Consider the following 16903-nt stretch of genomic DNA (forward strand, 5'->3'; position numbering starts at 1 on the left):
GCGTCTGCGGACGGTGCGAGGCCGGCTGCCCGGGGTTCTCACGGTCACGCCACCGGTCCGGCGAGGACGAAGTCGTCCTGGGTCAGCTCTGCGCGCAGCCGCTCTTCGGCGACGTCGGCGTAGTGCGGGCTGAGCTCTACGCCGAGGAACTGCCTGCCTTCGCGCAGGGCGGCGACGCCGGTCGAGCCGCTCCCGGTGAAGGGGTCGAGGACGGTTCCGCCTTCGGGGCAGATCTGGACGAGCTGCTGCATGATCTCCACCGGCTTCTGGGTGATGTGGACGCGGTCCTTGCGGGGCTGGGAGGCGATGAAGTGGCCGGGCAGGTAGATGTCCCGGCTGTTGTCGAGGGTGCCCTTGACGCCCCAGATGATGAACTCGGCGGACTGCTTGAAGCCGCCCTTGCGGGGCCGGCTGGAGGGCTTGATCCACGGGATGGTGCCCTGCCAGGTCCACCCGGCCATCTGGAGGGCGTCGCTCGTGGTGGGCTCCTGCCGCCAGTCGGAGAAGACCATCGCGACCGAGTGCTCGGTGCTCGCCCGGTACGCCTCGGTGAGCAGTTCGGTGAGCCAGGAGCGGTAGGAGCGCTGGTCGCGGTTCTCGCCCGGGAAGGTCTTGAGGTCGTGGGCGGAGCCGGTCTGCACGTACTTGGCGCGGGCGTCGCGGCTGGTGCGCTCGGAGCTGGTCCGCCCGCCACTGTTGTACGGGGGGTCGGTGATGACGGCGTTGACGGACTCGTCGGGCAGGGACTTGAGCACGGTCAGGGCGTCGCTTCGGTGCAGCGTGTAGCTCACGGGTTCCTCTTTCAGGGCAGGGGTGGGCCCGCTCCGGGCGACGCCCGACGGCAGCCGCCGGGAGCGGGGATGACGGGGACGGTAGCGACGATCGACGGCCGCACCTAACGAGCGGGCCCCGGGGGAACCGGCCCTGGTCGGGGGTCGTTTGGTGCGGCCGTCTTTCGCGTCTACTGTCTCGCCATGCCAACCGGGCAGGAGGCCAACTCGGCCAGGCCCGGCGCGTGTTGATCCGTGCTGCCTCGTCCAAACCGGGGCTGTCGGCGGATCGCTCTCCCCTGTCCCCGCCCTGAGGAGGCGCTGTGTTCCGGCTGAGATTACGAGCGCGGCTGGCTGCCGCGCGTGATCCGAGACCGGCGTCCGGGAGCTACCAACTCCCGTGATCCGGGCCCGCCCTGAGCAGGGGCGGTTTCACCACCGGCGCGGTGCCGGCGACTTCTTCGCACGAGAGGCCGGCGCCGCATCCTCCTACGAATCCCGCAAGGAGCCGCTGCGATGCAGCATGCCCTGGCACACCCGTGCCCTCATCCACCTCCGCCAATCGCCGGGCGCCGCCCGGGTGATCGGCGGCGGCCGTGAAGAAGTCCGTCGGCGCGCTCGTCGGTGTCGTCGCCTGCGGCCCGCTGCTGCTCGCCCTGCCGGTGGTGATCGTCGGCGCGGGCAACGCGTCGGCGGCGTCAGGCTCGTGTCCGCCGGGCGGTGGTCCACAGGGTGTGGACAGCTCCGCTGTCGCGGCGCAGGTGGAGTCGATCCTCAAGGGCTCCAGTCCGCTCAGCGCTCCGAGCGTGGCGGGGCTGGACAAGCCGGACGAGCAGGTCCCCAACGCCAAGACCATTCAGGCCACTGGCGTCGCCATGCATATCCCCGTCCGTGGGCAGATCGTCGCTCTGGCGACCGCTCTGCAGGAGAGCGGACTGCGGAATGTCAACGGTGGTGACCGGGACTCGCTGGGCTTGTTCCAGCAGCGGCCCTCTCAGGGCTGGGGCACGGCGGCGCAGATCATGCAGCCGGTGTACGCCTCGACGAAGTTCTACGAGGCGCTCAACCAGGTCAGTGGGTGGCAGTCGATGACCGTCACCCAGGCCGCCCAGGCGGTGCAGAGGAGCGGCTACCCCGACGCCTACGCGAAGTGGGAGCCTTTGGCGACCGCGTTGCAGAAGGCGATCGAGCCGCTGCTCGCTCCCGTCGGCACGGCCTCACCGCCGCCCGGAGGGAGTCCGAAGCCGGCACCGTCCCCTTCGGCCGGCGCCACCGCGAGCCCCTCGCCGGGCACCGGCGGCTGCGGGACGTCGACGACAGGCGGCGACGGCACCGGCTTCGGGACGATCCCAGCCGGCTCGCTGCCGACCGGGTACGCGATCCCGGCGGATGCGCCGCAGCAGGTCCAGACCGCGATTCGCTGGGCGCTGGGCCAGTTGGGCACCCCGTACCAGTGGGGTGGCACGTGCGCGAACGCGCACGGACCGGACCCGATGGGCCGCTGCGACTGCTCCTCGCTGATGCAGATGGCCTACAAGGCCGCCGGCGTCTCCCTGGATCGGACCACCTACGACCAGGTCAAGCAGGGCACGGCCGTGTCGACGGACTCGCTCAAGCCCGGCGACCTGCTGTTCACCCGGGGCACCGCCGCCGTGCCGGAGCACGTCGGGATGTTCATCGGCTCGGGGCTGATTGTGCACGCTCCCAAGACCGGTGACGTGGTCAAGATCTCGCCCCTCGCCGAATGGCAGCCGGAGATCCTCGCGGCCCGCCGGGTCGTCTGACCCGCGTTTCTCCCCTCCCCCTCCCCTCCCCCTTCCTCCCCTCCCCGGGCTGCCTTGGCGCGCCCGAAATGCGAACTGGAGCTCATTCATGTACCTCGCGAACGCGGTCACGCAGCTCGCATACGACCCCGGCATCACCCCCAACGAGGGCGGCCTGCCCGGACTTTCAGTCCTCAAGCAGGTGATGGGCTCAATCAACCTGTTCGGGATCATCGCGATCGTCGGAGCGCTCGCGGTGAGCGCCGGGGTGTGGGCCTGGGGCCACCACTCCGGCGGCCACCAGGCCGAGGCCAACGGCAAGAAGGGCGTGCTGGTCAGCGCGGGCGCCGCGCTGCTGATCGGCGCGGCGAACGGCATCGTGGCGTTCTTCTCCGGACTGGGCGGCCAGGTCCACTGATGCAGAAACGTTCCTTCACCCGTGAAGGCGTGTCCGGCGGCGCATCGCGCGTGCGCCGCCGGGCGCTGCTCGGCCTGGTGGTCCTGGTGGCCCTCATGGTCCTGGCCGGCGCCCTCGCCTACTTCACCCGCGGCACTCGCACCACGCCCAACCCTGCTTCACACGTGTCGAGTTCGGCAACAGCTCCCGCTCCGACCGTGTCCGCGTCGGCGGGGCCGAAGGACGGTGCCGCTTCGCTGCCGGGTCCGCCGTCGACGCACGATCCGATCGCCTACGCGAAGGCGGCGGCGGTGGCGCTGTGGTCGTACGACACCCGCTCGTACTCGCAGCCGGAGCTGGTGGCCTCCCTGCACCGGTGGCTGACGCCCGAAGGAAGTTACGCCGACGCCGACTCGGTGGACCGCCTGGTGCCCTCGCCGCTGCTGTGGGGGCGGATGGCCGACTCCGGCCAGTTCGCCACCGCGACCGCGGACGAGGCGCACTTCCCGGACACGTTCACCAGGGCGCTGCAGGCCGATCCGGGCGCGATCAAGCAGGCGTACATCTACGCCGTCACCGTCACCGGCAAGCAGTCGATCTCCTGGAAGGGTGCCCCGCAGGGCGGGGCCGAGGACCGCTCGTCCACCCTCGCCGTCCAGTGCCGTCCCGACCGTCCGTGCGCTCTGGTCGGCGTGCTGCCGACCGTCTCGCCCTGACCCGAGGAAGGAGGTTCCCCTCATGGATGTCTGCAACATCCCGATGATCAACCAGGTCTGTGACGCGGTCGACGCGATCAACTTCGTCTCGGACCCGGGCAAGAGCATCACCGACGGCATCGGTGCGTGGATCACGAAGTCGATGACGGAGCTGGCGACCAGTGCCGTCAACCTTGCCTCGCGGGCGGTCGACCAGACCACGGCCATCGACCTGAACGCACCCTGGTTCAGGAACAATTACCAGCTCATCCTGCCGATCGGCCTGGTCCTGACCGTCGGTACGTTCTGTGCGCAGCTGATCCTGGCCGCTTGGCGCAGGGACGACCGCGCCCTGGCCCGTGCGGCCTGGGGCACGATGACCGGTGTCCTGTTCTCCTTCTGCGCGATCTCGTTCACCGCTGTGGCGGTGACCGTGGTCGATGCCTTGTCCGCCGGGCTGTTCAAGGCGGCGGGCACGTCGTTGGAGGACGCGATCCGGCGGATCATCAAGGTGTCCGAGCTCGGCTTCATGTACGGGCTGGGCTGGGCGATCCCAGCCCTGGTCGCCGTCGGATGCGCGATCGGCGCGTTCCTGTACTGGGGCGTGATGGTGGCCCGCAAGGTCGGCGTCCTGATCATGGTCGTGCTCGCCAGCTTCGCCGGGGCCGGCGGCGGCTGGGAGGTCGCGCAGCGCTGGCGGCGCGGCTGGATCGAGGCCACCGCCACCCTGGTGGTCTCCAAGCTGCTGATGACCGTCGTGTTCATCACCGGCGTCTCCGCGATCGGCAATTCCGACGCCAAGGACGGGATGGCCGCCCTCTCGGACGTCATGGCCGGTGTCGTGATCATGGTGCTCGTCCTGCTGTGCCCGTACGCCGTCTACAGGTTCATCCACTGGGCGACGGACGGCTCCGGTCACGACGACATGCACCGCACCGGTGTCGCCGGCATGGCGGTTGCTGCCGGGGCCGCGAAGTCCGCTGCCGGCCTCGCGATGCAGATGGGTACCGGTGTCCCGGCGCCGCAGGGCCCCAGCCAGGTCCCGGGGATGGGCGGCGGCGGTGTCTCCTCCGGCATCGACCCGACCGGACGGGTCAGCAAGGAGGGCATCGACGCCGGGCCCGCGCAGCAGCCGACGACGTTCCGCTTCGGTGAGGACCCGAGCGCGCCCGGCGACCGCGGACGCGCCCTGGTCACCCGGCCCGGGATCCCGGCCCTGATCACCCGGGCCTCCTCCGGTGGCGGTGAGAACCCGCCGACGTCCGGCGGCCAGGAGGCACCGGTCGCCCCGAGCATCCGGACCGCTGCGGAGGGCTCGGCCGCGCCGTCCGCACCCGGCGCGCCCCCGGGACCGAGCGTGCCTGCGCCACCGGCACACGCGGTCCCCGCCGTTCCGGCACCGCCCGCAACGAGCACACCTGCGCCGAGCGGGGCCTCTGCTCCCGATCCGGTCCGGTTCGTCCACCCGAACCGGCCGACGATTCCTGACCGGTAACCCCCTTTCCCCCGGGGCGGGCGACAATCCGCCGCCTGCCCCGGGCCACCCCCTGCGAACAGCGAAGGAGTCCCGCGATGACGTCCAGAAGAGTGCCGCGCCCCCGCCCGCCGCCCGCACGCTCACCCCCTCTGGAACCCCGATGTCCTCCACCCCGACGCCCGACACCACCCCTGCGTCCGTCAAGTTCCCCCACCGCTCCAAGCGCGGCATCCTGCTCGGCCTGAGCGCACCGCAGCTGATCACCACCGCCGCCACCGGCCTGCTCCTGCTCGCGGTCCTCACCACCCGGGGCGTCACCGGCGCCCTGCAGCTCATACCCCTGTGGGCTGCGGTCGCCGCCCTCGTGTTCGTCCGCTACCGGGGACGCGCCCTCGCTGACTGGGCGCCGATCGCCGCCCGGTACGGCCTGCGGCGCCTGCGCGGACAGCTGGTCTGGCTCGTCCGCCCCTCTTCCCGGCCGGTGTGCGAGGGCCTGCTCCACCTGCCCGGCAGCGCGGCCAGCCTGCGCGTGGTCACCGCCCCCGACCGCCGCTACGGCGCCATCCACGACCCGCATGCTGGCACGCTCACCGCGATCGTCAAGGTCTCCTCCCGCGCCTACGCCCTGCTCGACCCCGGCACCCAGAACGCCAACGTGAACGGGTGGGGTCGTGCACTGGCGGCGCTCGCCCGCACCGGCCAGGTCGCCCGGATCCAGGTCATCGAGCGGACCGTGCCCGACTCCGGCGACGGGCTTCGCCGCCACTGGGAGGAGCACGGCCGCCCCGACGCGCCACTCGCGGGAGCCCTGTACAGCGAGCTGATCCGCAACGCGGGCCCGGCCAGCGCCCCGCACGAGGCGTACGTGGCCATTGCCCTGGACTTCAAGGCGGCCCGGCGCCTGATCGCGCAAGCCGGTGGTGGCCTGACCGGTGGCTTCGCGGTCCTCGCCCAGCTGACCAGCTCCTTCGAGCAGTCCGCGCGCACCGCCGGCCTCAACCCGACCGGCTGGCTGTCCGCCGGCGAGATCGCCGCCGTCGCCCGCACCGCCTACGACCCCAAGTCCCGCGCCGCGCTGGACCGCTGGTCGAAGGACGGACGCCCGGCCGCCGACCCGGCCGCCGCAGGCCCGGTGGTCGTCGTGGAGAAGGCCGACCACATCTCGACGGACTCCGCCCATCACTGCACGTACTGGGTGGAGAACTGGCCCCGCACCCAGGTCAACCCCGGCTTCCTCCACCAGGTGCTCTTCGCCTCCGGCGTGCGCCGCACCGTCTCCCTCGCCTACGAGCCCAAGGACATCGACTCCGCAATGCGCGACGTCCGCCGCAAGAAGGCCAGCGTGATCGCCGACTCAGCCGAGCGCGCCCGCAAGGGCCAAGTCGCCTCCGAGAGCGACTCGGTGGAGTACCAGGACATCCAGGACCGCGAACGCCAGCTGATCGCCGGCCACGCCGACATCGCCCTGACCGGCCTGCTGACCGTCTCGGCCGACACCGAGGACGAACTGCGCTCCGCCTGCGCCGTTGTGGAAACCGCCGCCGTCGGCGCCCAACTCGACCTGCGCCCGCTCACCTGGCAGCAGGCCGAAGCGTTCACCGCCTCCGCCCTGCCCTTCGCCCTCGCCGCCTGATGCTGGCCAACCCTCCGTACGAAAGAGCACCCTCATGCCGGCCACCGCCACCGCGCAGGACTTCGTCCCCTACGCGACCGCCGCGATCGACTTCCACCGCGCGCTCAACATCCCCACCGGCCCGCTGGTCGCCTCCCGCGCCGAACTCGACTCCCTCCACGAGCACCTCGTCTCTCTCCACCGCCTGCTGGACGCCCATTCCCAGCGCACCTTCCCGCTGCTGCCCGGGGAGGGCGACCATCTCAAGGCTGCCCGCACCCGCCTGTGGCAGGCCGCCGACCACCTCCACGCCGCCTACCACTCCGCTCCGCGGCCCGGCACCGGTCAAGTCCCCAGCCACGACGCCTGCCGAGCCCGGCTGCCCGAAGGCGCGCCCGAGCTGACCATCTGCCGCCGCCACCAGGAAACAGCCCAGCTGGTCCGCCGCCGCACCACCCCCGCCGACCTGCACTCCCCGTTCACCGGCCTCGTCCGCCGCTGAACCCCGACCACCCCGGATACGTGATCATGCCCAGGAACCGCGCCACCGCGTCCCACCTTTTCGTCCCGCGCAAGTCCACCCGTGCCCAGCAGCGCGCCGCACGCGCCGAGTTCGCCGAAGCCCGTACCAAGGCCCGCCGAGCCCAGGGCCCCGCCGAGCGCCGCGAGCACGAGGCGGCCGACCCCGAGCTACAGCCCACCTACCCCGTCTCCGGGCGACCGGGCCCCGCCTCCGCACGCGGCGGACGACTCCGCCTGCCCAAGCACCGCATGACCACCGCCGTCGCCGGCGGGGCCTACCCCTTCCTCGCCGAGGCCGGCCTCGGCGCCGAAGGAATATTCATCGGCCGCGACCTCCACGCCGAAGGCTCCTTCTGCTACGACCCGTTCGCGCTCTACAACAGCGGCAGGATCGAGGGCTTCACGAACCCGAACGCGATCTTGTGTGGCGTCATCGGCATGGGCAAGAGCGCGCTCGCCAAGTCGATCGCGACCCGGGCCGTCGCCCACGGATACAAGATCTACGTGCCGTCCGACCCCAAGGGTGAGTGGTCCGGCCTGGCCGAGGCGCTCGGCGGCCAGACCATCGCGCTTGGCCCCGGCCTGCCGGGTCGGTTGAACCCGCTGGACGCGCCGCCGCAGCCGGACGGAGTGAGTGCGGCGGACTGGACCAGCGAGGTCCGCAAGCGCCGTCTGCTTCTCCTGGCGAGCCTCGCGGCCACCGTACTCAAGCGCGACCTGCTGCCGATGGAGCACACCGGCCTGTCCGCCGCCCTGGACCTGGCCGTCGCCGACGCCGACGCGAACGGCACCGTGCCACTGCTCGGCGACATCGCCCGCCTGCTCGGCACCCGCGAGCGCCTGGACGCAACTCTCGGCGACGAGGGACGGATCGGCCACGCCGCCGACGACCTCGCGCACGCCCTGCGCCGCCTGGTCAGCGGCGACCTGTCCGGGATGTTCGACGCGCCGTCCACGGTGACGTTCGACCCGAAAGCGCCGATGCTCTCGATCGACCTGTCCCGCCTGGGCACCACGGGCGATGACACCGCCCTCGTCCTCGCGATGACCTGTGCGAGCAGCTGGATGGAGGCCGCGCTCGCCGACCCTGCCGGGGGCCGCCGGTGGGTGATCTACGACGAGGCGTGGCGGATCATGCGCCATGTCGGCTTGCTCGAGCGCATGCAGCAGCAGTGGAAGCTCTCCCGGGGCCTGGGCATCGCCAACCTGCTGATCCTGCACAGGCTTTCCGACCTGCTGTCCGCAGGCGACGTCGGATCGCGCGGGCGTGTGCTCGCCGAGGGCCTGCTCGCCGACTGTTCCACCCGGATCATCTACCGCCAGGAGCCCGACCAGATCCCCGCTGCCCTGGCCCTGCTCGGTCTCACCGGCATCGAGGCCCAGGCCATCGCCGCGCTTACCCGCGGCCGGGGCCTGTGGAAGGTCGCCGGCCTGAGCTTCATCGTGCAGCACCTCCTCCACTCGCGCGAACGCGAGCTGTACGACACCGACTTCCGCCTCGCCGCCTGAGAGAGGCACCAACTCCCGTGTCCTACAACGACAACACGTCCTACCTCGACCACTCCCGCCTCACACCGGCCGACTTCGCCGCGTTACCAGCAGATTCCGGCCGAACCAAACTCCCGGATCCCAGCATCATCAGCGCCTCGGTCCCCGGTACCCGGGGGCGACCGCAGCAGGAGCACGCCCGCCCCGTCCGTTCCACCGGGCCCCGCCGCTGACCCCCGCCAGGAAGGTGCCCACTGTGCCTCGCCCGACCAGACCGCTCCCCGCCCCGCGCCCCTCACCGTCCATACCGCGAAGCGGAGATCCACCGTGCCTGCCCCCGATCCCAGTCAGCTGCCCGAAGTCGCCATCGGGCACCACCCCGACCACGGCATCGTCGCCGCTCTCCCCACCCAGTCGGCCTCCGCCGAGTGGATGCTGGAACGCCTCGACTTCCAGCGCGTCCCCGGCCACCCGAGCCTGTACGCGCTCACCGACCAGCAGCGCGAGAGCGATGAGCGCGCCGCCTGGGCCGTCAAGCTGCTCACCGGCGCCGGCTACCGCGTCGACACCGACGCGTCCCTGGCCCCTGAGAACGCCGTCCAACAGCCACCAGCCCGTGCACAGAACGACGTTGCCGAGCCTGAGCGCCACCAGCAACCCGCTTCGGAGCCGGATATCGCCTTCGCCGAGCATCCCCAACTCGGTGTCGTCGCCGCCACCGCCGACACGGTCAACGCAGTCGAGCGCGGTGGACAGATCCTCGAGACCCACGGCTGGCGGTTCAACCACCCGCTCGACGTCTACACCCTGCCGGGCACCGTCGGCCGAGGCGAGTCACTGGAGCGCATGGCCTCCGCCACCACAGCCATGCACCGCGCAGGCGACCTGCAAGTGGCAGTCCAGCCGCACCTCGCCGGGGACCTCGCCGCCCACCGCGCCACAACCCACCAGGCTTTCACCACACACAAGTTCCGCGTTGACGAGGCCGCCCTCGCCAACGCGCCCTCCCGGCCGCGCGCCATCGCGGCGCCTGCCGTCCCGCCGCCGGCGGCCGTCGATCCGCGCATCGCGTTCGCGCGTGCGCGCTGACCACCACCCCGATACCCAAGGAGCAGAGCAGACATGGCTGTGAAGAAGGTCTGGCAGATCACCCACTCGTGCGGGCACGAGGCGGAACGGAACCTCGGCGACCGCCCGGCCGACCGGCGGGCCGGGTTCGCCGAGTGGCTGGCCAAGCAGGAGTGCACCGACTGCTGGCGCTCGGCGAAGGCCGGCGACGAGGCGGAGAAGACGGCGTGGCTGGAGGCCAAGCGGGCGGCCGAGCAGGCCGAATCGGAAGCCTGGTCCGAGCAGTACCGGATGCCGCCGCTGGAGGGCAGCGAGAAGGGCACTGCTTGGGGCATCCGCTGCCGCCACCAGGTCCTCGCCGCCGCCTACGCCGCGCTGGTCCTGGACGGCGGGATGCCGGAGTCCGCGTGGGAGCGAATCGAGGACCAGGCCCGCACCATCACCCGCGCCGGCTGGTGGATCGACCAGCGCGCGTCCGAACCCGGGGACCTGCCCGAGCTGCTGGATGCCGCGACGGATGCCGACCGGCCAACGGAGAACCCGTTCGTGTGACCCGCGGGCGGCGCCCGGCGGCGGGCTTCTACCACCGGTCGGCGGCCGGACCAAACCGCGAATCCTGCGGATCCTCGTCCCCGTCAGCCCGCGCCGCCGGGCACCGCCGTCCGATCGTCCGAGAGGGGACACCGTGATCGCCCATCTGCAGCGCGCCGCCACCACGGCTGCACTGATTCCCGTCCTCTACGGGCCGGAGGATCCTCGCTACCGGCTGCGGCCCCGGCTGATCGCCGCCGACTACCGCGGTGCCGACAAGCAGCTGCCCCTCTTCGGTGACCCGCAGGAAGTCCTGGGCGGCGGAGTGCTGGACGCCCCGGCCGCGCGGGTCGGCACCCGCGCGCCCGAACGACCGGTTTGGCTGTGCTCGGTGCGCTCCGACCCCCGCCAACCAGACCTGAGCGACGCCCAGTGGGCCGACGTCACCCGGCGCCTGGTTGCCGCAGCCGGGCTCGCCCCCGACGGTGACCCGGAGGGCTGCCGGTGGGCCGCGATCCGCAACCTCGACCGCTCGGTGCACATCGTCGCCACCGTCGTCCGTGAAGACGGCCGCATTCACAGCTCGTACCGGGACGCCTTCCACGTGCAGGCCGAGTGCAGCCGCATCGCCACCGAACTCGGCCTCACCCGGTCCGCCCCTTCCATCACCACCGCCAAGGACTACCGGATGCCCGCCCCCGTCATCACCATCAGCATCGAGCCGAGCGGCAGCGTCTCCGCCAGGGGCTCCAGCGACGACCTGTCCGCCACCCTCCTCCGCACAGCAGGGTTCCGGCAGACCGAGGACTGGCACGGCCGCCGGCACCGGCTGCCCACCACCACCGCCCACACCGACCGGGCCGCCATCGCCACGCACGCCACCGAGATGCTGCGCGCCGCCCGCTACAGCGTCGACCTCGACCCGAAGCTCGACCTCAACCGGCTGACCACGCCCACCGACCCGAACGGTCTCAGGGTCACCGGCCAGCAAGTCCTCCAGTTGACCGACCGCATCCGCGGCGCGGCCACCGCCGCCCAGGCGGCCGAGGCGATCGACCAGCTCCTCGACCCCGACGACGGCGTCCTCGCCCGGCTGCAGGAAGCGCTGGAGGCTGCGGCGGAGAAGGTCACCGACCTGGACCCCGACGAGCACGAGCTATCCGACCGCTTCTCCACCGCTGCCGGTTGGGTCGGCACCGCCGAGGCAGAACTCGTGGACGCTGTCGGCGATCTGCGCTCTCTCAGCGCTCCACCGGACACGCGCGAACTCGCCCGCCAGGAGCAGACCGCAGCTGTCTACCCCTCGCCCGCCGTCACCAGCGCGGCGCTCGCCGTCTCCCCTACCGCCGCCGCAGTCGGCCTGCGGACAACCGCTCGCCCTGCCGCACCGGTGCCGATGTCGGCCGCAGCGGTCTCCGGCGCCGGCCGTGGCCGCTGAACCCGTCATCCCCCCTTCCCAGGAGCCCCCGATGCCCGAGTACTACTCGTCGATCGGCGAAGCGGTCGGCGCTGCCATGCAGCACAACGTCCGTCTGGCCCAGCGCGGCGAAGGCCCGTCCGAACCGCCTCTCCAGGTCCGTTACTTCCCTCCGCTGGCCGCCGACCGCTACTCGCTGCCGGGCATGGTCGTCCGTCTGGAGGAGGACGCCAGCCCCCAGGACGTCGCGGCGATCACCGAGCAGACGACCGGCGCCCTGGTCGGCCCGCTCCCACAGTTGACCGAGCTGGTGGCGGCGGCAGCGGACTGGGCCCGGGTGCGAGTCGAACTCGGCGCCCCGGACCACGGACCGGTCGGCGAGGTACTGACCCAACTTGCCTCCGCCACCGCATGATGACCCTTGCCCAGGAGGACCTGGAGACTGCCCCCGTCCGGATCGCCGACTGCCCGACCGAGGTCGCGGAGAATCCCCTCGACAACCTGCTGCCCGTCATGCGCACGCACGAGCTGCTGCACGACGTCACGGACACCGTGCCGACGCCCCCGCCGGACGAGCAGCGCCTCGCGGCAGCCCGCCAGACCTCCGCCAGGGCCACCACCACCGCCCCGCCGCCCGCCGCAGCCACGCCGACCGCCACCCGCGCGACCCGCCGCACCCTCTGAAACGTTCCTCCTCCTGCCCCGAAGGAGAGCAGCCCCGTGATCCGTACGAGAGCCGAGCGCGCCCCGCCCACCGCCCGCTCGCACCCACCTGGATCCTCTCTTGCCCGCCCCGCGCACCAGCGCGCCGTCGACCACCACCGGCACGGACGCGCTCCTCTACCTCCTGTTCGGCGTCCTCGGCGCCGCCCTCGCCTTCGGCAGCATCGCCTGGCTGACCGGCAACCTCACCAACGCCTCCGTCGGCTCCGGCGGTTGGACTCCATTCCGCGTCACCGACGCGCTGCTCCATCCCGACCGGCTGTGGCCGCACCTCACCCCGACGGCAGTACTGGTCGGCGCGCGCATCGTCCCCGGTCTGGTCACAGCTCTCCTCGGCGGCACCGCGCTCGGCATCGTGCTGCGCCGTCGCGCCGGGGCGAAGAGCGGCCTGGCCCGCAAGGCGGACATCGCCCCGCTGCTCGACAAGGAGATCACACAGAAGGCCAGGAGCCTTCGCCCGAGCCTGAAGGACCAGAAGGAGATCGCCCCGGCCGACCGCGGCATCCTGGTCGGCACGCTCTCCCCCTGCCGGGCTGAGGTCCGGGCCTCGTGGGAGGACGTGATGGTCGCCATCATGGCGCCGCGCTCCGGCAAGACGTCCGGGATCGCGATCCCCGCGATCCTCGCCGCCCCCGGGCCCGTGCTGTTGACCTCGAACAAGGCCGCGAACGACGCGTACACGGCGTGCGTCGACGCCCGTGCGCAGGTCGGGAAGGTCTGGACGCTGGACCCGCAGCAGATCGCGCACCACCCGCGCGAGATGTGGTGGGACATCCTCGCTGACGCCCGCGACCTCGCCGGCGCCAAGCGGCTCGCCGGGCACTTCGTGACCGCGAGCGTGGACGAGTCCAGCGGCTCCGACTTCTGGTCCACCGCCGCCGCCAACACGCTGGGCGCGCTGTTCCTGGCCGCCGCGAGCCACCGCCGTCCGATCACCGACGTGCTGGCCTGGCTCGCCTCTCCGGCCGACCGCACCCCCGTCGACCTGCTCGGCGACGCCGGCCACCACGCCGTCGCCGCCCAGCTCCAGGGCACCGTCACCGGCGCCACCGAGACCCGGGACGGCATCTACGAGACGGCGAGGCAGTACGCGAGCTGCCTGCTGGACCCGGAGATCGCCGCCTGGGTCACCCCGACGCCTGGCCTGCCCGAGTTCAAGCCGTTCGACTTCGCCTCCAGCCGGGACACGCTGTTCCTGCTCAGCAAGGACGGCGGCGGCAGCGCGAGCGCGATCATCGCCGCTGCTGCGGACGCGGTGATGCGCGCGGCCGTCATCGTCGCCGAGCGCAACGGCGGACGGCTCGACCCGCCCGCGCTGTGCGTCCTCGACGAGGCGGCCAACGTCTGCAAGATCAGTGACTTGCCAGACCTGTACTCCCACTTGGGCAGTCGTGGCGTCATCCCGATCACCATCCTGCAGTCCTACCGGCAGGGCCAGCGCTGCTGGGGCGAGGCCGGCATGGACGCCCTCTGGTCCGCCGCCACCACGAAGATCATCGGGTCCGGCATCGACGACGCCGACTTCGCGGACCGCCTGTCCCGGCAGATCGGCGAGCACGACGTGCAGACCGTCTCCGTCTCCAACTCCGATGGCGCCAAGTCGACTTCGGTATCGATGCGCACCGAGCGGATCCTACCGCCGGACGAGATCCGCGCACTCCCCAAGGGAAAGGTCCTGCTGTTCGCCACCGGGATGCGGGTGGCGATGCTCGACCTCAAGCCCTGGTACAAGGAGCGCTCCGCCAAGGAGATCGGCCCGGCCTCCGCCCGCGCCACCAAGGCCATCACCGAACGGGCCATCGCCAAGTCCCGTGACCACGACGGCTTCGGGCTGGCGGCATGACCATCGAGAACGTCTCCACCCTCAAGCGCGTGGGGTCCAACCCTCAAGTCGCAGTGCCCGATCCGCCGTTCGCCGGGCCAGGCTAGCGCCAACCGCGCAGCGGCACCTGGGTCTACCAGGAAGCCCCGGGAGCTGCCCATGTGCAGGCGGTCCTGCTGGATGACGGGAACTGGTTCCTGGACCTGTGGTCAGCTCAGTCCCGGCTGCTCGCCCGCGGTTCGGCTCCCGCCAGCGAGGTCGCCGCCCTCGCCCCGGCGCTCACCGCCAACGCCGCCCGGTGGGCACCGCCGTCCGGCCTTGAGGCGTCCCGGCGCCGCTTCACCGCAACCGCCGAGGCCGTGCGCGTCCACGGCCGCCCCGTGCCGGACGAGGCCAGGGTCCGCGCGGCCGAGGCGCCGGCCACCGCACCGGCTGCCGCAACACCAGCGCGCCGTAGCCGCTGAATCCGCCCGATCCCCGAGGAGTTCTCCATGCCCGACAACAACTGGCCCACCCGACACGGCCGTCCGAAGCCGCTCACCGGTGCACCGGTCGTCCGCCGGGGCAGTCAGTGGTGGCTGATCACCGGCGACGGCTCGATCCTGGCCACCGACCCCACATTCACCAGCGAGCTGGATCGCTTCGCCGCCGCAAAAGCCGCCGCCGACCGCGCAGTCGAACGGCTCCGCTCCCAGCAGCAGGATCGGTGATGGACCCGCTGCTTCGGGGAGAACAGGCCGTTCTCGGCGCGGTCCTGCTCGACCCGCGCCAGCTCGGCAACCTCGACTGGCTGGAGGCCCGCGACTTCTACCGGCCCGCCCACCAGGCGCTGTTCACGGCGCTGCGCCGGCTCCGCTCCGACGGCCACCCGGCGCTCACCGCCGAAGGCAGCGTGCCGCTGGCGTGGCTGACCGACACGCTCGCCCAAGCCGGCCAGCACGTGCGCGGGCTCACCGCCTCGTACCCACACACCTTGATCGCCGCCTGTCCCCGTCCGGCCCATGCTCCGGTCTACGGGCGCATGGTGCTGGAGGGCTCGATCCACCGCACCGTCGCCGAGCACGCTGCCCGCCTGCTCGCCGTCGCCCAGGACGACGCCGGCCAGAGCGAGGTCCAGGGCGCCGTCGCCCAAGCCGACGTCCTCGCGGGCGTACTGGAAGAACTCGCCGGGCGGTGGGGAACCCAGCCCCGCGCCGTCGCTCCCGGGGTACTGCCGATCACCGCTGCCACTGCCGAACCGGCGGCGGCCCAACTGGAAGACGAGCAGTTCCTGCTGGCACTGCTCGTCCACCAAGGCGGCGCGATCGAGGAGGTCTTCGACTGGCTGCGTCCCCAGGACTTCGTCAGTCCCGGCCACGGCCAGCTCTACCGCTGCCTGGGCGCGCTCCACCACCGGGGCGAGGTGATCGACCCGGTCACCGTTCTATGGGAGGTGCAGCGGCGCGGCCTGCTGGCCGATGGAACGTTCACCGAGGAGCGGCTCGGGCCCGTCCTCAGCGACGGGGCTGCCGGCTCGGCCGAGTGGCTCGGCGAGCAGGTTCTGCGGTCCTCCCTCACCCGCGCCGCTGCCGGCGCCGCGCTGCAGATCGCCGCCCACGCCGACGACCAGCGCCTCGCTCCCGGGCAGTTGATCGGCCACGCGCTGCACGCCCTCGGCCCGCTCGACGAGGTGCGGGCCCGTTGGCTCACGGCGACGTCCCCGCCCGCGCCGCACCGTCGGCCCGACGCCGGCGAAGCCGCCCGCGTCCACGCGGCGCTCGCCCGCAGCCCCACACCGTCATCCGCCCGTAGCACCCCAACACCGGACCGCGTCCCTCCCATCGGCCCGGCACCGAACCGGGGCCGCGACCGTGCTGCCCCGCACCAGCCCTCCCGGAGCCTGTTGTGAACACCCCCCACGGCGAGTCCCTCGCCCTCCACAAGCACGCGACCGCCCTGGAGCGGCAGAGGGACCTGCTGCCCGCTGCCGGCTTCCCCGTCCAGGTGCCGGACCCTGTTGCCCTGAGCCGTCAGATCTCCCAACTCGGCTCTCTCATCATGATCATGGGCGCCGAGTTCACCACCCGCATCACCGACCAGCCCGCCCCCGACCATGCGCTCCGCGTGCCGTCGGGGCGTATGCCGCAGCAATCGGGCATCTCGGTCGGGCCGCGTCCGACCTGGGGGAGGCCGCCGAGCAAGTCACCTATCTGCGACGTACTGACGAGCAGCGCCACGATCCGAAGGTCCGGGGGCTTCGCCAGAACGCCGGGCAGGTCGTCGGCTTCGCCGCGGAGAATGCCCGCGGCGAACTCCAGCAGGCCGCACTGGCCCTCCGGCAGACGGCCTCGGTCATCGCGCCGGAGGACAAGCGGGTGCAGGCCGCCCGCAGCCGCTCGACCACCACCGCCCTGGCTGCGGGGCCCGCACCGAGCCCGGCGCCGCCACCCGCATCGCCGGCCTTCTCCGCCTCCCGCATCGCCGGCCTTCTCCGCCTCCCGCTTCCGCTGAACCGCCAGACCGACTGGCCGAGCTCACCGCTCTCGGCAGCGGTGCTGTGCCCCAACAGGCGGTCCGTGCCTTGGAGTTGCAGGCGCCGCCGTTCTCGCGCTGCCCGCGCTGCCATGCCAGGCGAGGGG

General features: G+C 72.3%; 18 protein-coding genes. 16 read left to right on the forward strand and 2 right to left on the reverse strand.

Annotated elements, in window-relative coordinates:
* Positions 1-44: 44 nt before the first annotated feature.
* Positions 45-791: a DNA-methyltransferase gene (locus tag ACIRYZ_RS14675; RefSeq protein WP_402943698.1), complete on the reverse strand. Its 747-nt coding sequence runs from the start codon at positions 789-791 to the stop codon at positions 45-47.
* A gap of 575 nt (positions 792-1366) precedes the next feature.
* On the opposite strand from ACIRYZ_RS14675, the gene ACIRYZ_RS14680 reads away from it, so the two are divergent.
* The 16 genes from ACIRYZ_RS14680 to ACIRYZ_RS14755 all read left to right on the forward strand — a co-directional run bounded on the left by ACIRYZ_RS14680 (position 1367) and on the right by ACIRYZ_RS14755 (position 16173).
* Positions 1367-2554 carry a C40 family peptidase gene (locus ACIRYZ_RS14680; protein WP_402943700.1) on the forward strand — a complete coding sequence of 396 codons (1188 nt, stop codon included), beginning with the start codon at positions 1367-1369 and terminating at the stop codon, positions 2552-2554.
* An 88-nt stretch (positions 2555-2642) separates the two neighbouring features.
* Positions 2643-2951, forward strand: coding sequence for a DUF6112 family protein (locus ACIRYZ_RS14685; protein ID WP_402943702.1), 309 nt, complete (start codon positions 2643-2645; stop codon positions 2949-2951).
* The gene (locus tag ACIRYZ_RS14690; RefSeq protein WP_402943705.1) at positions 2951-3646 is read left to right on the forward strand and encodes a hypothetical protein; all 696 of its coding nucleotides are present in this window, start codon (positions 2951-2953) and stop codon (positions 3644-3646) included. Before ACIRYZ_RS14685 ends, ACIRYZ_RS14690 begins: the two co-directional genes overlap by 1 nt.
* Before the next feature lie 22 nt (positions 3647-3668).
* Entirely contained in the window at positions 3669-5120 is a 1452-nt protein-coding gene (locus ACIRYZ_RS14695) for an ATP-binding protein (protein ID WP_402943707.1), read from the forward strand.
* Positions 5121-5262: 142 nt separating this feature from the next.
* Entirely contained in the window at positions 5263-6735 is a 1473-nt protein-coding gene (locus ACIRYZ_RS14700; RefSeq protein ID WP_402943709.1) for an SCO6880 family protein, read from the forward strand.
* A gap of 34 nt (positions 6736-6769) precedes the next feature.
* Complete coding sequence (locus ACIRYZ_RS14705; RefSeq protein WP_402943712.1) at positions 6770-7216, forward strand: DUF6238 family protein; 447 nt, start codon at positions 6770-6772, stop codon at positions 7214-7216.
* Positions 7217-7242: 26 nt separating this feature from the next.
* Positions 7243-8745, forward strand: coding sequence for an ATP-binding protein (locus ACIRYZ_RS14710; protein ID WP_402943715.1), 1503 nt, complete (start codon positions 7243-7245; stop codon positions 8743-8745).
* Positions 8746-9051: 306 nt separating this feature from the next.
* On the forward strand, positions 9052-9813 hold the full coding sequence (locus tag ACIRYZ_RS14715) for a hypothetical protein (RefSeq protein ID WP_402943716.1): 762 nt from the start codon (positions 9052-9054) through the stop codon (positions 9811-9813).
* A 33-nt stretch (positions 9814-9846) separates the two neighbouring features.
* Positions 9847-10344: a hypothetical protein gene (locus tag ACIRYZ_RS14720; RefSeq protein WP_402943719.1), complete on the forward strand. Its 498-nt coding sequence runs from the start codon at positions 9847-9849 to the stop codon at positions 10342-10344.
* 133 nt (positions 10345-10477) lie between these two features.
* Positions 10478-11761 (forward strand): hypothetical protein, encoded by a 1284-nt coding sequence (locus tag ACIRYZ_RS14725; protein WP_402943722.1) that lies wholly within the window; start codon positions 10478-10480, stop codon positions 11759-11761.
* Between the two features lie 31 nt (positions 11762-11792).
* The gene (locus ACIRYZ_RS14730; protein ID WP_402943725.1) at positions 11793-12155 is read left to right on the forward strand and encodes a hypothetical protein; all 363 of its coding nucleotides are present in this window, start codon (positions 11793-11795) and stop codon (positions 12153-12155) included.
* On the forward strand, positions 12152-12424 hold the full coding sequence (locus ACIRYZ_RS14735; protein WP_402943726.1) for a hypothetical protein: 273 nt from the start codon (positions 12152-12154) through the stop codon (positions 12422-12424). Before ACIRYZ_RS14730 ends, ACIRYZ_RS14735 begins: the two co-directional genes overlap by 4 nt.
* 100 nt (positions 12425-12524) lie before the next feature.
* Positions 12525-14306, forward strand: a complete 1782-nt coding sequence (locus ACIRYZ_RS14740) for a type IV secretory system conjugative DNA transfer family protein (protein WP_402943728.1) — start codon at positions 12525-12527, stop codon at positions 14304-14306.
* 140 nt (positions 14307-14446) lie between these two features.
* Positions 14447-14749: a hypothetical protein gene (locus ACIRYZ_RS14745; protein WP_402943730.1), complete on the forward strand. Its 303-nt coding sequence runs from the start codon at positions 14447-14449 to the stop codon at positions 14747-14749.
* Positions 14750-14776: 27 nt separating this feature from the next.
* Entirely contained in the window at positions 14777-14995 is a 219-nt protein-coding gene (locus ACIRYZ_RS14750) for a hypothetical protein (RefSeq protein ID WP_402943732.1), read from the forward strand.
* Complete coding sequence (locus ACIRYZ_RS14755) at positions 14995-16173, forward strand: DnaB-like helicase N-terminal domain-containing protein (RefSeq protein ID WP_402943733.1); 1179 nt, start codon at positions 14995-14997, stop codon at positions 16171-16173. The genes ACIRYZ_RS14750 and ACIRYZ_RS14755 overlap by 1 nt, the downstream gene beginning before the upstream one ends.
* 121 nt (positions 16174-16294) lie before the next feature.
* Here ACIRYZ_RS14755 and ACIRYZ_RS14760 read toward each other — a convergent pair whose 3' ends face one another.
* Positions 16295-16501 carry a hypothetical protein gene (locus tag ACIRYZ_RS14760; RefSeq protein WP_402943735.1) on the reverse strand — a complete coding sequence of 69 codons (207 nt, stop codon included), beginning with the start codon at positions 16499-16501 and terminating at the stop codon, positions 16295-16297.
* Positions 16502-16903: the final 402 nt, after the last annotated feature.

Source organism: Kitasatospora sp. NPDC101155, from assembly GCF_044768305.1.
Classification (GTDB): Bacteria; Actinomycetota; Actinomycetes; order Streptomycetales; family Streptomycetaceae; genus Kitasatospora.

What these genes read in the sequence shown, in the direction of transcription:
- ACIRYZ_RS14685 (WP_402943702.1), top strand. Translation starts at nt 2,643, where the DNA reads ATGTACCTCGCGAACGCGGTCACGCAGCTCGCATACGACCCCGGCATC.
- ACIRYZ_RS14690 (WP_402943705.1), top strand. Translation starts at nt 2,951, where the DNA reads ATGCAGAAACGTTCCTTCACCCGTGAAGGCGTGTCCGGCGGCGCATCG.
- ACIRYZ_RS14695 (WP_402943707.1), top strand. Translation starts at nt 3,669, where the DNA reads ATGGATGTCTGCAACATCCCGATGATCAACCAGGTCTGTGACGCGGTC.
- ACIRYZ_RS14700 (WP_402943709.1), top strand. Translation starts at nt 5,263, where the DNA reads ATGTCCTCCACCCCGACGCCCGACACCACCCCTGCGTCCGTCAAGTTC.
- ACIRYZ_RS14705 (WP_402943712.1), top strand. Translation starts at nt 6,770, where the DNA reads ATGCCGGCCACCGCCACCGCGCAGGACTTCGTCCCCTACGCGACCGCC.
- ACIRYZ_RS14710 (WP_402943715.1), top strand. Translation starts at nt 7,243, where the DNA reads ATGCCCAGGAACCGCGCCACCGCGTCCCACCTTTTCGTCCCGCGCAAG.
- ACIRYZ_RS14720 (WP_402943719.1), top strand. Translation starts at nt 9,847, where the DNA reads ATGGCTGTGAAGAAGGTCTGGCAGATCACCCACTCGTGCGGGCACGAG.
- ACIRYZ_RS14730 (WP_402943725.1), top strand. Translation starts at nt 11,793, where the DNA reads ATGCCCGAGTACTACTCGTCGATCGGCGAAGCGGTCGGCGCTGCCATG.
- ACIRYZ_RS14735 (WP_402943726.1), top strand. Translation starts at nt 12,152, where the DNA reads ATGATGACCCTTGCCCAGGAGGACCTGGAGACTGCCCCCGTCCGGATC.
- ACIRYZ_RS14750 (WP_402943732.1), top strand. Translation starts at nt 14,777, where the DNA reads ATGCCCGACAACAACTGGCCCACCCGACACGGCCGTCCGAAGCCGCTC.
- ACIRYZ_RS14755 (WP_402943733.1), top strand. Translation starts at nt 14,995, where the DNA reads ATGGACCCGCTGCTTCGGGGAGAACAGGCCGTTCTCGGCGCGGTCCTG.